The organism is Paraburkholderia ultramafica, from assembly GCF_902859915.1.
GTDB classification, from domain to species: domain Bacteria; phylum Pseudomonadota; class Gammaproteobacteria; order Burkholderiales; family Burkholderiaceae; genus Paraburkholderia; species Paraburkholderia ultramafica.
This window is the reverse complement of sequence record NZ_CADIKK010000015.1, coordinates 12,414-25,844: the sequence shown is the minus strand read 5'-3', so window position 1 is coordinate 25,844 and position 13,431 is coordinate 12,414. Positions and strand designations below refer to the sequence as shown.

Below are 13,431 nucleotides of genomic sequence, written 5' to 3'. Positions count from 1 at the left end.
CTTCACTAGCCTTTTCAACCCCGCCATCGCAACGCAACTGGACGCGAGCGCCCGATTGCCGCTACCCTAGCCGCATGCAAAGCTATTACGAAGCCACTGTCACCCGCTCGTCCGCCTATGCGCCGCTGGCCGGCCGACGCAGCGCCCATGTCTGCATCATCGGCGGCGGGCTCGCCGGATTGTCGACCGCGTTGGGACTCGCCGAGCGCGGCGTCGACGACGTCGTCGTGCTCGAAGCGCAGCAGGTGGGCTTCGGCGCGTCGGGCCGCAACGGCGGCTTCGTGTTCGGCGGCTACAGCCTCGATTGCGCCGACTTGCTGAAAACCCTCGGCCCCGCGCGCGCTCGCGAACTCTATACGCTGACCACAGACGCCGTCGATCTGATGCGCCAGCGCATCGCGCGCTACCACATCGACTGCGACGCGACCGACGCCGGCGTGATCCTCGCGAACTGGTTCGACGAACCGGCCCGGCTCGACGCGCAGCGGCGGCTGATGCGCGATTCGTTCGGCGTCGAGTGGGAACCCGTGCCGGCCGCGCAGCTTGCTTCGCAACTGAAGACCCGCCGCTATCACGGCGGCCTGTTCGAACGCAACGCGTTCCACTTTCATCCGCTCAAGTACGTGCTCGGCGTCGCCGGCACCGCGGCTCACGCGGGCGTGACGATCCACGAGCGCTCGCCGGTCGTGCGCTTGCAGCGCGAAGGCGCCGGCTTCGTCGTGCACACGCCGCAAGGCGCGCTCGAAGCGCGCCACGTCGTGATGGCAGGCGGCGGCTACGCGCGCAACGTGTACGCGCGGGTCGAGCGCGCGGTGCTGCCGATCGCCACCTACGTGATGGCGACCGAACCGCTCGGCGCGCGTCTCAAAGACGCGCTCGACACGCGCGCCGCCGTCTACGACACCCGCTTCGCGTTCGACTACTACCGGCCGTTGCCCGACACGCGCATCCTGTGGGGCGGCCGCGTCTCGGTGCGCGACCGCGCGCCCGCAGCAATCGCCCGGCTGTTGCGGCGCGATCTGGTGAAGGTCTATCCGCAATTGCACGACGTGCGCATCGAGCACGCGTGGGGCGGCCTGATGAGCTACGCGCGGCACAAGATGCCGCAAATCGGCCGCAGCGCGGACGGCGTCTGGTACGCGGTCGGCTTCGGCGGACACGGCATGGCGCCGACCACCGTGTCCGGCGAACTGCTGGCGGCCGCCATTGCCGGCGAGCGTCCGGTGCCCGACGCGTTCGCGGCTTTCGGGCTGACGCCTGTCTTCGGCACGCTCGGTCTCGCGGCCGCGCAACTGACCTATACCGCGATGCAGACGCGCGACGCGCTCGCCGCGCGTCGCCGGCCTGCGCGCTCCCTCGGCTGACGCATCGCAATACGCCGCCACTTATGCCTGAGACCCGCGCCAGAGGCCAGTTTCGCCATGCTAGAATGCGCCGTCACTGCCGCTCGAATACACAATGAAAAAGGGAAGCAAGGCCGCCGAGCCTGATACCAACGGCATCCCGTCCGACACTCCGCGTTCCGACGCCCGCCGTGGCGACGCCCGGCGCAAGTACGATCCCGAACAGACGAAGCGCAACATCCTCGAAGTCGCGACTCAGGAGTTCTCCGCGATGGGACTGACGGGCGCACGCGTCGACGCGATCGCCGAGCGCACGAACACCACCAAGCGCATGCTGTACTACTACTTCGGCAGCAAGGAAGGGTTGTACCAGGCGGTGCTGGAAAAGGTGTATGGCGACATTCGCGCGCTCGAACAGGATCTGCACGTCAGCGAACTCGACCCCGTCGAGGGCATGCGCGCGCTGGTCGAGTTTACGTTCGACTATCACGACCGCCAGCGCGACTTCGTGCGCCTCGTGACGATCGAAAATATTCACGGCGCGAAGTACGTCGAGCAGGTGAAGACGTTCAAGGGCCGCAATGTCACCGTCATTCACACCATCGAAGATCTGCTCGCGCGCGGTATCGCGGCAGGACAGTTCCGCAGCGACATCGACCCGATCGATCTGCATTTGCTGATCAGCTCGCTGTGCTTTCACCGCGTCGGCAATCGCCATACGTTCGGCACCGCGTTCGGCCGCGACCCGTCGCATCCGCGCTTGCGTGCGCGGCATCGCGCAATGATCGTCGATGCGGTCCTGCGTTTCGTGCGCAAGGACGATTGAAGCCGGTCTTTGCTCATGCAGGCCTGCAATGAAAAACGGGACATGGCTTTCGCCACGTCCCGTTTTTTTGGTCGAACCGGACCGTTCAATCCACCAGCACGATCCGCTTGATATCGCCGACGATAAAGATGTACGACAGCGCGCCGATCAGTGCGACCGCGCCGATGAACACCAGCGCGCCGACAAACGAGCCGGTTGCCGCGACGATGAAACCCACCACCAGCGGCGTCACGATGCCGGCCAGGTTCGCGGCGAAGTTGAAGATGCCGCCAGTCACGCCGAGCAGCCCGTCGGGCGCGATATCCGACACCAGCGTCCAGCCCAACGCGGCCATGCCCTGCGCGAAGAACGCCACCGACAGAATCGCGATCACCACCATGTTGCTCTCGACGTAGTTGGCGAGAATGATGGTCGACGCGAGCAGCAGGCCGGCGATGATCGGCAGCTTGCGCGCCACGTTCGGCGACTTGCCGCGGCGCAGCAGCCAGTCGGAGAAGACGCCGCCGAACATCACGCCGATCGACGCCGCAATGAACGGCATGATCGCGAAGAAGCCGATCTTCAGCCACGCCATGTGGCGTTCGGTGGCGAGATACGTGGGGAACCAGGTGAGGAAGAACACCAGCGTCGAATTGCCCGCGAACTGGCCGAGACAGATGCCCGTCAGTTGACGATGCTTGAGCAGGCGTCCAATGGTGCGCCATTCGAAGCCGCTCTTCGCGGCAGCGGCCGCAGCGCCCGCCGCATCAGCGCCTTGCTTGCGGTGCGTGAGGCCGCCGCCGGCTTCGATATAGTCCAGCTCCTCCTGATTCGCCGACGGATGATCGCGCGGCTCACGATAGAACATCCACCAGATCAAGCCGAACCCAATGCCGACGCCGCCCACCACGTAGAACAGCGACCGCCAGCCGAACGCGCCCATCAGCATGAACAGGAACGGGCTGAAAAACGCGAGGCCGATGTATTCGCCGACCGTGTACGTGCCGGTCGCCATCGCGCGTTCGCTCTGCGGGAACCAGGTGGCCACCACGCGGCTGTTGGTCGGAAAGCATGGCGCCTCCGACACGCCGAGGCCGAGGCGGAACGCGAACAGCCCGCCGATGCCGTGCACCAGCCCTTGCGCGAGCGTGCACAGGGACCAGAACGTCATCGACAGGAAGTAGGTGAGCTTGCTGCCGAAGCGGTCGAGAAACAGGCCGCCCGGAATTTGCGCGGCCACATAGCTCCATGAAAATACGGAGAACAGCAGCCCCATCAAGGCGGCGTTGATGCCGAGTTCCTTCGTCAATTGCGGCGCCGCGATGCCGAGCACCGTGCGGTCGAGATAATTGATCATCGTGCCGACGGCGAGCAGCGCGAGAATCTGAAAGCGGGCTTTCGAACGGCGTCGGGTGCTCACCGTGGCGCCCTTCTGAAGTGGCACGTCGGCGGGACTGGATTGAATCGGTTGCGGCATGTCGGGCTAGTCTCCTCGATCTGGTTGTGTACCGGTCATACGCAGCCGGTTAGCGTCCCCAAGGGGAGTTCATGCGGGGCGTTGCAACAACGACTGAAAGTGGCTGTAGACGCGTTCGGCGTCCGGTTCGAGCCCCGTGAAGATACGCATCGCATCGACCGCCTGATAGACCGCCATGCCGCCGCCACTCAGCGTGCGGCAGCCGAGCGCTTCGGCCGCCTGCAACAGCGCGGTGCGGATCGGGAAATAAACGATGTCCGCAACCCACAGATCGCGGTGCAGCAATTCGACCGGCAACGGCAGGCCGGGCAATTTCGCCATGCCGGTGGGCGTGGCGTGAATCAGGCCATTGGCGGCGGCGAGCGACTCCGCAAGCGACGTGCCGGCGCTCACCGTGCTGGACGGGAAGCGCTTCTGCAATTCGTCGGCGAGCGACGCGGCGCGCGCGGCGTCCACGTCGAACAGCGTGAGCGATTGCGCGCCCATGTTCAGCGCCGCATGCGCGACCGCCGCGCCCGCGCCGCCTGCGCCGAGTTGCACGACGCGTTCCAGCGACACATCCGGCAAGCCGCGCTGGAACGCGCGCGCGAAACCGGACCAGTCGGTGTTATGACCGATGCGTTTGCCGTCCTTGAACAGCACCGTATTGACCGCGCCGAGCGCGCGCGCGTCGTCGGACAGTTCGTCGAGCAGCGGAATCACCGCCTGCTTGCACGGGTAGGTGATGTTCAGACCGTTGAAGCCCATGCGCTCGGCGGCAAGCAGCAGATCGGGCAGCGCGGCGACATCGAGCTTCAATGCCTCGATATCGATGCGGCGGTACACGTAGTGGAGCCCGAGTTTGCTGCCCTCTTCTTCGTGCATCGCCGGAGTCAGCGAGCCGCCGATGCCCGAGCCGATCAGGCCGACCAGATACGAATAGGGTGTTGCCTGTGAGCTGACCAGCGCGTTCGCCGGTACGTTCGCTCGTGTGCCTGCTTGTACGTTCGCTTGTACGTTCGCTTGTACGTTCGCTTGTACGTTCATTTCGCCGCCCTATTCTTAAGAATGGTCGCCATCCGCTCGAGAGCGAACACATAGCCCTGTGTGCCGCAACCAACGATGATCGCGTCCGCCACCGCCGACACGTACGAGTGATGCCGGAACGCTTCGCGGCGATGCACGTTCGAGATGTGCACCTCGACGACGGGCTTCCCGATCGCGGAGAGCGCGTCGGCGATCGCCACCGAGGTGTGCGTGTAAGCCGCCGGATTGATCACGATGCCGTCGACCTTGGTGCGCGCCGCATGCAGCCAGTCGATCAGTTGATGCTCGGCGTTCGATTGGCAAAAGTCGACCGACAGGCCGAGGCGCTCGCCCGCGTCGCGGCAGAGTTTCGCGACGTCGTCGAGCGTTTCCGAGCCGTAGATGGCCGGCTCGCGTGTGCCGAGCAGATTGAGGTTTGGTCCATTGAGGACCAGTACCGAGGCAAAACTCATAACGATGACTCCTGCAAAGTGCGGCGCAAAGCGACCACGGCACCCGCGGCGGCTCTACAACGTGTAGCAAAGTGTGCGCGCATTGGCGGTCGCCGTCATTCGGGGTTTGTACGAATTTGTACCATCTAGTTAGTTTGCATAAACTGTCGAAACTTCCTTTAATGCGGGCAATTCTGGCCTATGGCTTGCTCATGGAGGTAACTGACTAGCCCGTATTGCGCATTGCAGCATGCCCAGCGGCAACGCATGCGAACCCGGCCTGCTGGCCGCTGCGCGCGTTCTTCAACTGCCGCTTTGATTGTTTTTGCAGGAGCCGTTCATGCAACGTTCGATTGCCACCGTGTCGATTAGCGGAACCCTCGTCGAGAAGTTGACCGCGATCCGGGCAGCGGGATTCGAAGGCGTCGAGATCTTCGAAAACGACCTGCTGTATTTCGACGGCTCTCCCGCCGACGCGCGACGCATTGCCGAGGATCTCGGGCTGAAGATCATGCTGTTTCAGCCATTCCGCGATTTCGACGGCGTGAGCCCGGAGCGCCTCGAACGCAACCTCGACCGCGCAAAGCGCAAGTTCGACGTGATGCACGAACTCGGCACGGACCGCATTCTGGTGTGCAGCAACGTGTCGCCGGACACCATCGGCGACGACTCGCTGATGATCGATCAGCTAGGCGCGCTGGCCCGCGCGGCCGAGGCCGCCGGCGTGATCGTCGGCTACGAGGCGCTCGCGTGGGGCAAGCACGTCAAGACTTACCGTCACGCATGGAAGCTCGTCGACGCGGTGAACCATCCGAACCTGGGGCTCGTGCTCGACAGTTTTCATACGCTGTCGCTGAACGATACGGTGGACGCGATCGCCGACATTCCGGGCGAGCGCATCGCGTTCGTGCAGATCGCCGATGCGCCGAAGCTCGCGATGGCCGTGCTCGAATGGAGCCGCCACTACCGCTGCTTCCCCGGTCAGGGCGATTTCGACCTGGCGAACTTCACCGCGCAAGTCGTGAAAACGGGCTACAAGGGCCCGCTCTCGCTGGAGATTTTCAACGACGGCTTTCGCGCCGCCCCCACCACGATCACGGCCGCGGACGGCCACCGCTCGCTGCTGTTCCTCGAGGAGCAGACCCGCGCGCTGCTCGACGCCGCGCAGCAACCGCCAGGCGACCTGTACCGCTCGCCCGCGGCGCCCGCGCACGTCGGCTATCAGTTCCTCGAATTCGCGGTGGACCACACCACGCGTGCGCAGCTCGCCGACTGGCTCGGCAAGCTGCGCTTTCGTCAGGCCGGCCAGCATCGGTCGAAAGACGTGACGCTGTATCAGCACGGCGCGGCGTCGATCGTGCTGAACGCCGAGCCGGATTCGTTCGCCAACGCGTTCTTCCAGCAGCATGGCTTGTCGCTGTGCGCGTCGGCGTTTCGTGTGGACGACGCCAACCAGGCGTTCGAACGCGCGGCAGGCTTCGGCTACGCGCCGTTCTCCGGCCAGATCGGCCCGAACGAGCGGGTGCTGCCCGCCGTGCAGGCGCCCGACGGCAGCCTGAACTATTTCGTCGACGAAACCCCGGATCAGCCCACGCTGTTCGAAGCCGATTTCGTCCTCACCGACGTCAACGGTCCGACCGAAGTGGGGCCGCTCAGCCGCATCGACCACGTCTGTCTGTCGGTGCCGGCGAATTCGCTGGATACGTGGGTGCTGTTTCTGCGCACCGCGTTCGGCTTTCAGGCCGAGCCGGGAGTGCTGGTGCCGGACCCGTACGGGCTGGTGCGCAGCCGCGCGCTGCGCAGCCATGACGGGTCGGTGCGGATCGCACTGAACGCGTCAGTGGATCACCACACGGCGGTGGCCGAGGCGCTGCACACGTATCACGGCTCCGGCCTGAACCACGTTGCGTTCAGCACCGGCGACATCTTCAGCGCGATTCCCGAATTCGTCGCCGACGGCTTGCCGGTGTTGCGCATCCCGCGCAATTACTACGACGATCTCGCCGCGCGTTACGCGTTGCCGGACGACATGCTGGAGGCGATGCGCGCCAACCATATCCTGTACGACCGCGACGAGCGCGGCGGCGAGTTTTTCCACGCTTACACGGAACAACTGGATCAGCGCTTTTTCCTGGAGATCGTCGAGCGGCGCGGCGGCTACGATGGCTATGGCGCGGCTAATGCGGCGGTGCGGCTTGCCGCGCAGGCGCAGCGGCGTAAGTAGGCGGCGGGGGCGGTAAGGCTGGTGAACCGCGGACGGTTCGGACGGTTCGGGCGAATCGAGCAGCTCAGGCACGCCCCATGCGCGCTCGGCTCGGGCAGCCGCGCCGCCCCGATATAATGGCGCCTGATTTGCGGCCCATGCCGCGCGGCTGCGCCATGTGCGGGCATCGCATCCATCCGTCAGCCGAATGAAACGTCTGCAACCAACTTGCATGGGATCGGAGTAAGTGCTTTGCATGGGCCCGGAGTAAGTGCTGAAGCACTAACTCCGGCCGACAGCTAAAGCGCTAACTCCGATCGACACAGGAGAGATATGAAGAAGTTTGCCGTAGTCCTGTCAGTTCCCCTGCTTCTCAGCGCTTGCGCGTACTTCCAGAAGAATCCGGATGCCGGCGAGCCCGTCACGGACACCACCACCCAGCGCTCCGTCGACGACGTGGTCGCCTGCCTGACGCAAGTGGCCAACCGCAACAATGTCGCGTTCAAATCCACGGCGATCCCGCAGGGTCAGATGCTCGATTTCGGCGATTCGAATATCGTCAAGGTGCGCAGCGACAATGGCGCGACGACTTACCGTTTCTATGCGGGCAAGCGCCATGTCAACAATCTGTGGATCGAAACGGCCGGCAAAACCTGCGCCCCGTAAGGGTTTACAGGGTAAGAAACAGCAACTGGAATGATCGGAAAGTTGCTGCTTTGCAATGTTCATGTCACGGTGTTACAGGACAATGAGTTTTAAGAATCGTTTAAGACTTTGTCCGCATGATCCGCCGGACACTACACCGCACGAGGTGCGCACCATGAACCAGCCCGATCACAACACGAACGACACGCCAGCGCCGGCCAGGCGCCCCACCATGCTGCGCCGCCTGCTGAGCCACCACGAACTGGCAACGCTGCTGCTGCTGCTGCATGCGCCGATCGACGCCTCCGCGAAACCCGAGATTCCGCGGCTTCACGAAGCCGGCCTGATCGAAACGGTTTCCGGCGACGCTGGCGCATCGCATATCCGTCTGACGCGCGAGGGCAATGCGGTGCTGCGCGGGCTCGGCGTCAAGTAACGCGAACGGCCGCCTTACTCCGCCGACACAGCGCGCGTATAACTTCCGGGGCCGTTCGGCCCGCTCACGCGCCCGGCAGCCAAGCTCGCAAGCACCGAGGCCCGCTCAGGCCTGCCACACGCCGTAGCCCGCTTCACGCAAGCCAATCGCCAGTTCCACTTCCATATCCTGTGCGCCGCGGTAAGGCATGGGATTGAACACTTCATACAGTTCGGGCACGAGGCGCAGGCCGTAATCGCGCACATAGCGGTTGGCCTGAATGCCGGCCTTATGCCGGTCGAAGCGCAGGTCCGGGTCCAGTCCCGTCATTCCCACGTACACGCACGGCTTGTCGAACCGGTAATCCGGATTCGCGCGGCGAAAGCGCGCTTCGTTCCAAACCGCGTCGTCCAGCGCGACGACGTAGACGTAATAGTGATGCCTGCGACGGACCATGTGCGGCGGCTCAGCTCCGCGAAGTGCCGTGCAGCAGCATCCGGTACTCGGTCGGCGTAATGCCGACAGTCGCCTTGAATTGCCGCGTGAACGCACTGTGGTCGGTGTAGCCGCACAGCGCGGCGACGTCCGTGACCTTGTCGTGCGAGACCAGCAGCGCGGTGGCCGCGTCCAGACGCGTTTTCAGCAACACCTGGCGCGGCGTCAAATGAAACACTTTGTGAAAGTAGCGCTCCAGTTGCGCGACCGACATATCCGCCATCGCGGCAAGCTGCTTCAGATTCAACGGCTGCACGTAATTTTCCTGGATCGACTGCACGACCGCTGCAAGCCGGCTGTAGGCCGGGTGGCTGCGCTCGTCCGCTTTCAGATCGCGGGAAATGCCGGCGAGGCCGACCACCCTGCCCGCAGGATTCCGCAGCGGCTGCTTGCAGGTCAGACACCAGCCAGGCTGGCGGCCCGGATACAGATGCAGCTCCAGTTGGTCGAGCATCTGGGTGCCGGCGCCGATGATCGCCTTGTCCTGCGCCGTATAGATGCGCCCGAAGCGGCGCGGGAACACGTCCTCGGCGGTCTTGCCGAGCAGCGCGGCCTTTTCCTTGAAACCGCAACGCGAGGCCAGCGTGCGATTGACGAGCGCATAGCGCGCGTCGGCGTCCTTGACGAAGAACACGACGTCCGGCATCGCGTCGAACACCGGCTCGAGCAACCTGAAGTGCGACAGCATGTCGGACAACGTTGCATCGTCCGGTTCGAGCGGATGAGCCAGCGTGTTCATCGTGCGGGTTCCGTTAGTCCGTGCATGGAGGGCTGCGTTCGTGAATGGGTTCGTCGGTGCGGCCGGACGGTTGGCGCGATAGATCGATCGATTATAGAGCGGCGCGGTGGCCGACAATATCCGCTCGGACGGCGTGCAAACAAGGACGTCATTAAACCGTCGGCGGCTCCTCGTGCGGTGTCATCAGCGTGGCGATTTGCGCCGGACTGAACGGTGGACGCGGCGCGGCGGCAGGCCAGCCGAAGTACACGCTCGCCGCGGTGCCGCAGATTCGTCCCTGGCAGGCGCCCATACCGCAGCGGGTATGCAGCTTGGCCTCGCGCCAGTCCGCGCAGTTGCGCACTTCGCCGATGCTCACGTCTTCGCAGCGACACAGCAGCGTGGCGTCGGCAGGTGGTGTGCGCGCGGCGTCCTGCAAGGCGAAGGCCCTTTCGACGCGCTGGCCGAAGCGGCGCCAGCGCGAGCGCTGCGTATGCACATGCAGCACGATGTGCTCAACATTTGCGCCGCCGCTCGCCGCGAGACCGGCGATCTCGCCTTCCACGCTTGCCAGTTCCGCGCCGCCGATGCCTGTGCATTCCCCCGCCGCGAACACACGGTCCACAGACGTGCGCTGCTCGCGATCGACGACGATCTCGCCCGCATCGCCGATCGCGCAGCCTAGCGCCTGGGCGAGCGTGATGTTCGGCACGAGTCCATAGCCGCAGGCGACGCGGTCGCAATCGAGCGTCACGTCCTGAGCGCCGCGCCGGATGGCCACTCGCTGCACGCGGCCTGCGCCGTGCGCCTCCCGGACGATGCTGCCGGTCCAGTAGCGTAGTCCCGCGAAACCGCGCATCATGCTGATCGCTTGCCGCAGCTTCGCGGGCTCGGTCAGCAGTGAAGCGCCGAAGCGTGCAACCTCGAACGCCGATGCCTGCTCCACCACCGCCACCACGCGCGCGTCGGCCGCGCGCGCGGTGGCGAGCGCGGCGATCAGCAAAGGACCGCTGCCGGCAATCACGATCCGTTCGTCACGCACCGGCATGCCGCCTTTGACGAGCGCCTGCAACGCGCCCGCGCCGGTCACGCCGGGCAAGGTCCAGCCCGCGAACGGCAAGAGCCGCTCGCGCGCGCCGGTCGCGAGGATCAATCGTTCATAGGTGATGCACACGCCGCCGTGCCCGGCCGATTCGAGCAGCAAGCCGCGCGAACCTAGCGGCGCGATCACGCGAGTCGACGGCCAGTGCATGAGCTTGCTGTGCTTTCCCAGCGCGGCGAGCAGCGTATGCAACGGTGCTTGCGGCGAATGGCCCGGACCTTGACGCCAGATCTGACCGCCTGCGCGCGGATTATCGTCGAGCAGCGCAACCGTGGCGCCTTCGCGCACCGCTGCATGCGCGGCGTTCAAGCCAGCCGGACCGCTGCCTACCACGACGATATCGAAGTGCCGCGTCATCACCTACCCGCCGCTTCGTACGCGTGTACGGTCTGGCCTTCGCGGCACAGCGTCTGGCAGGCCAGCGCATGCGCCCGGCCGTCGATCGTCACGCGGCACTCCTGACACACGCCCATGCCGCACAGCGCGCTGCGACGCTCGCCGCCGACCGACAGCCGCAAGCCGCTTACGCCCGCGATAACGAGCGCCGCGGCCACGGTCGCGCCGGTTTCGACATCGATAGTCCGGCCGTTTATTGTCAAACGGATGCGGGCCGCGTCAATGTTGGTCATGGGCCACCCGCTCAGCGAAACGGACCGGCAAATAAGGCTCGGCAGGAATCAGCGCGACGCTCGCTGCGATCTGCGCAGCAAGCAGTTTGGCAGTGGCGAGCGAAGTCGTCACGCCCAGACCCTCATGACCGACAGCGAGCCAGACGCCCGGCGCAAAATCGCCGGCCGGTCCGATCAACGGCAGCCCGTCCGGTGAGGCCGCGCGAAAGCCGGTCCACGCGCGCACGCCATTGAGCGTCGGCAGCACCGGCAGATAGCGCGCGGCGCGTTGTAGCATCCGCGCGAGCACGGGCATCTCGACCGCGGGATCGGTGGTGTCGAACTGGCGCGACGAGCCGATCAGCAGTTGTCCCGTGGGGCGCGGTTGCGCATTGAACGCCACCGACGTGCCGGCCGCATGATGCGCGCTCTTGATATAACCGAGTTCAAGCAGTTGATGACGGATCAGATCGGGATAGCGGTCGGTGATCAGCAGATGGCCCTTCTTCGGCTGCATAGGCAGTGACCGCACCAGTTGCTGCGCGCCCAGACCATTGGCGACGATCACGTGCGCCCCGCTGACGCGCTCGCCGCCAGCCAGCGTGACGCCGTGCGCGCTGATCGAAGTCACCGGCGTCGCGAGACGCACGCTGATGTTCGCGGCGCTGGGCGATTGCGTCAGCAGCCATTCGGCGACGGTGGGCGCATACACGATGCTGTCATGTTCGATCCGCAAACCACCCGCCAGCGACGCGGCCAATGCCGGCTCGCAATCGCGCAACGCGGACGCGTCCAGCAGTTGCGCGGCGACACCCTGCGCTTCGTACGCCGCATGCATTGCGCGGGCGGCTTGCCACTCTTCTTCGTCGGCGGCGACCCAAAGCGTGCCGCAACGCGCGAACGCATCGCGCGCGCGCAACTGCGGTGCGAGTTGCAGCCACAAGTCTCGCGAGTAACGGCTCAGCGCGAATTCCGCCGGCGAGTCGTTCATCACGACGATATGGCCCATGCCCGCCGCCGCCGCGCCGCCGCCGATGCGTTGCGCGTCGAACACCTCGACCTGCATGCCGAGCGCGGCCAACTCCGCCGCGCACGCAGCGCCGACAATGCCGGCTCCGACGATCAACGCGTCCGCGCTCATGCCGTGCGAATGCCCCACGCGAACGGATCGCGCTCGTCGAAACAGAGCCGCCCTTCCGCCGTGATGTGCGCGTGGCCGGTGATGGTGGGAATCACCGAGACGCCATCGCCTGCATGAACATAGCTCGCTTCGAACACACTGCCGATGATGCTCTCCTGCCGCCATACCGCGCCTTCGGCCAGCTTGCCGTCGGCCGCGAGGCACGCGACTTTCGCGCTCGTGCCGGTGCCGCACGGCGAGCGGTCATAGGCATTGCCGGGACACAGGACGAAGCTGCGGCTGTCGATGCCATCGCGCGAACCGGGTCCGAAGAGTTCGATGTGGTCGATCAGCGCGCCATCCGCGCCGGTGATGTGCTGTGCGATCAGCGCGTCGCGAATCGCCGAGCTGAATGCCGTCAAGCCGGCGATGTCAGACGCGTGCAGCGAGTGTCCATGATCGGCGACGAGAAAAAACCAGTTGCCGCCCCAGCCGATATCACCCGTCAACGTACCGTAACCCGGCACCTCGACGCGCACGGCCTCGCGATAGCGATAGGCCGGCACGTTGCGCACGGCGACGCTGCCGTCGTCGTTGAGCGTCGCTTCGACCACGCCGACCGGCGTCTCGATCCGGTGACGCCCCGGCCCGATCCGTCCCAGATGCGCGAGCGAAACGACCAGCCCGATCGTCCCATGTCCGCACATGCCGAGATAGCCGACGTTGTTGAAGAAGATCACGCCGGCCGCGCACGTGGGGTCGTCCGGCTCGCACAGCAGCGCGCCTACCACCACATCCGAGCCGCGCGGTTCGGTGACGATGCCCGCGCGCCAGTCGTCGAAGCGCGTGCGGAACACGTCGAGCCGTTGCGCGAGCGTGCCGCCGCCGAGATCCGGGCCGCCTGACACCACGAGGCGGGTCGGTTCACCGCCGGTGTGAGAGTCGATGATGTTCAAGGTTTTCATGATGCCCATGGTAGGAACGGCGGGCATTCGGGTCTTGGTGCGCGTGCGCGTGGATTGTGACGATTTCGGCATAGCCGC

14 protein-coding genes are annotated in these 13,431 nt (G+C 65.4%); 5 read left to right on the top strand and 9 right to left on the bottom strand.

The features are described 5' to 3' along the window. Positions 1–74: 74 nt before the first annotated feature. Both HV744_RS17080 and HV744_RS17075 read left to right on the top strand, forming a co-directional pair. Positions 75–1,364, top strand: coding sequence for an NAD(P)/FAD-dependent oxidoreductase (locus HV744_RS17080; RefSeq protein ID WP_175150657.1), 1,290 nt, complete (start codon positions 75–77; stop codon positions 1,362–1,364). 94 nt (positions 1,365–1,458) lie between these two features. Continuing rightward, a complete protein-coding gene (locus tag HV744_RS17075; RefSeq protein ID WP_175150656.1) occupies positions 1,459–2,169 on the top strand; it encodes a TetR/AcrR family transcriptional regulator in 711 nt (236 codons plus the stop codon). A gap of 85 nt (positions 2,170–2,254) precedes the next feature. On the opposite strand, the gene HV744_RS17070 is transcribed toward HV744_RS17075, so the two are convergent. The 3 genes from HV744_RS17070 to aroQ all read right to left on the bottom strand — a co-directional run bounded on the left by HV744_RS17070 (position 2,255) and on the right by aroQ (position 5,103). Then, a complete protein-coding gene (locus tag HV744_RS17070; RefSeq protein ID WP_175150655.1) occupies positions 2,255–3,625 on the bottom strand; it encodes an MFS transporter in 1,371 nt (456 codons plus the stop codon). A 69-nt stretch (positions 3,626–3,694) separates the two neighbouring features. Further along, positions 3,695–4,651 carry a shikimate dehydrogenase gene (locus HV744_RS17065; protein ID WP_246279072.1) on the bottom strand — a complete coding sequence of 319 codons (957 nt, stop codon included), beginning with the start codon at positions 4,649–4,651 and terminating at the stop codon, positions 3,695–3,697. Next, the gene (gene aroQ / locus HV744_RS17060; protein ID WP_175150654.1) at positions 4,648–5,103 is read right to left on the bottom strand and encodes a type II 3-dehydroquinate dehydratase; all 456 of its coding nucleotides are present in this window, start codon (positions 5,101–5,103) and stop codon (positions 4,648–4,650) included. Before aroQ ends, HV744_RS17065 begins: the two co-directional genes overlap by 4 nt. A 319-nt stretch (positions 5,104–5,422) precedes the next feature. On the opposite strand from aroQ, the gene HV744_RS17055 reads away from it, so the two are divergent. From HV744_RS17055 to HV744_RS17045, 3 genes are all read left to right on the top strand, one after another. Then, positions 5,423–7,306: a bifunctional sugar phosphate isomerase/epimerase/4-hydroxyphenylpyruvate dioxygenase family protein gene (locus HV744_RS17055; protein WP_175150653.1), complete on the top strand. Its 1,884-nt coding sequence runs from the start codon at positions 5,423–5,425 to the stop codon at positions 7,304–7,306. Between the two features lie 312 nt (positions 7,307–7,618). Then, positions 7,619–7,951 carry a YdgH/BhsA/McbA family protein gene (locus HV744_RS17050; RefSeq protein ID WP_175150652.1) on the top strand — a complete coding sequence of 111 codons (333 nt, stop codon included), beginning with the start codon at positions 7,619–7,621 and terminating at the stop codon, positions 7,949–7,951. A 154-nt stretch (positions 7,952–8,105) separates the two neighbouring features. Continuing rightward, the gene (locus HV744_RS17045; RefSeq protein WP_175150651.1) at positions 8,106–8,366 is read left to right on the top strand and encodes a hypothetical protein; all 261 of its coding nucleotides are present in this window, start codon (positions 8,106–8,108) and stop codon (positions 8,364–8,366) included. Positions 8,367–8,471: 105 nt separating this feature from the next. Here HV744_RS17045 and HV744_RS17040 read toward each other — a convergent pair whose 3' ends face one another. The 6 genes from HV744_RS17040 to HV744_RS17015 form a co-directional block, all read right to left on the bottom strand. Next, entirely contained in the window at positions 8,472–8,801 is a 330-nt protein-coding gene (locus HV744_RS17040; RefSeq protein ID WP_121323284.1) for a hypothetical protein, read from the bottom strand. A 10-nt stretch (positions 8,802–8,811) separates the two neighbouring features. Further along, positions 8,812–9,579, bottom strand: a complete 768-nt coding sequence (locus tag HV744_RS17035) for an AraC family transcriptional regulator (protein WP_175150650.1) — start codon at positions 9,577–9,579, stop codon at positions 8,812–8,814. Positions 9,580–9,730: 151 nt separating this feature from the next. Beyond that, positions 9,731–11,017 (bottom strand): FAD-dependent oxidoreductase, encoded by a 1,287-nt coding sequence (locus HV744_RS17030; protein WP_175150649.1) that lies wholly within the window; start codon positions 11,015–11,017, stop codon positions 9,731–9,733. Then, positions 11,017–11,289 (bottom strand): (2Fe-2S)-binding protein, encoded by a 273-nt coding sequence (locus HV744_RS17025; protein ID WP_175150648.1) that lies wholly within the window; start codon positions 11,287–11,289, stop codon positions 11,017–11,019. Before HV744_RS17025 ends, HV744_RS17030 begins: the two co-directional genes overlap by 1 nt. After that, positions 11,276–12,409: an NAD(P)/FAD-dependent oxidoreductase gene (locus tag HV744_RS17020; RefSeq protein ID WP_175150782.1), complete on the bottom strand. Its 1,134-nt coding sequence runs from the start codon at positions 12,407–12,409 to the stop codon at positions 11,276–11,278. Before HV744_RS17020 ends, HV744_RS17025 begins: the two co-directional genes overlap by 14 nt. After that, positions 12,406–13,362 carry a 4-hydroxyproline epimerase gene (locus HV744_RS17015; RefSeq protein WP_175150781.1) on the bottom strand — a complete coding sequence of 319 codons (957 nt, stop codon included), beginning with the start codon at positions 13,360–13,362 and terminating at the stop codon, positions 12,406–12,408. Before HV744_RS17015 ends, HV744_RS17020 begins: the two co-directional genes overlap by 4 nt. Positions 13,363–13,431 lie beyond the last annotated feature (69 nt).

Coding starts and splice junctions, on each gene's coding strand:
- HV744_RS17080 (WP_175150657.1), top strand. CDS start 75: ATGCAAAGCTATTACGAAGCCACTGTCACCCGCTCGTCCGCCTATGCG.
- HV744_RS17075 (WP_175150656.1), top strand. CDS start 1,459: ATGAAAAAGGGAAGCAAGGCCGCCGAGCCTGATACCAACGGCATCCCG.
- HV744_RS17070 (WP_175150655.1), bottom strand. CDS start 3,625: ATGCCGCAACCGATTCAATCCAGTCCCGCCGACGTGCCACTTCAGAAG.
- HV744_RS17065 (WP_246279072.1), bottom strand. CDS start 4,651: ATGAACGTACAAGCGAACGTACAAGCGAACGTACAAGCGAACGTACAA.
- aroQ (WP_175150654.1), bottom strand. CDS start 5,103: ATGAGTTTTGCCTCGGTACTGGTCCTCAATGGACCAAACCTCAATCTG.
- HV744_RS17055 (WP_175150653.1), top strand. CDS start 5,423: ATGCAACGTTCGATTGCCACCGTGTCGATTAGCGGAACCCTCGTCGAG.
- HV744_RS17050 (WP_175150652.1), top strand. CDS start 7,619: ATGAAGAAGTTTGCCGTAGTCCTGTCAGTTCCCCTGCTTCTCAGCGCT.
- HV744_RS17045 (WP_175150651.1), top strand. CDS start 8,106: ATGAACCAGCCCGATCACAACACGAACGACACGCCAGCGCCGGCCAGG.
- HV744_RS17040 (WP_121323284.1), bottom strand. CDS start 8,801: ATGGTCCGTCGCAGGCATCACTATTACGTCTACGTCGTCGCGCTGGAC.
- HV744_RS17035 (WP_175150650.1), bottom strand. CDS start 9,579: ATGAACACGCTGGCTCATCCGCTCGAACCGGACGATGCAACGTTGTCC.
- HV744_RS17030 (WP_175150649.1), bottom strand. CDS start 11,017: ATGACGCGGCACTTCGATATCGTCGTGGTAGGCAGCGGTCCGGCTGGC.
- HV744_RS17025 (WP_175150648.1), bottom strand. CDS start 11,289: ATGACCAACATTGACGCGGCCCGCATCCGTTTGACAATAAACGGCCGG.
- HV744_RS17020 (WP_175150782.1), bottom strand. CDS start 12,409: ATGAGCGCGGACGCGTTGATCGTCGGAGCCGGCATTGTCGGCGCTGCG.
- HV744_RS17015 (WP_175150781.1), bottom strand. CDS start 13,362: ATGGGCATCATGAAAACCTTGAACATCATCGACTCTCACACCGGCGGT.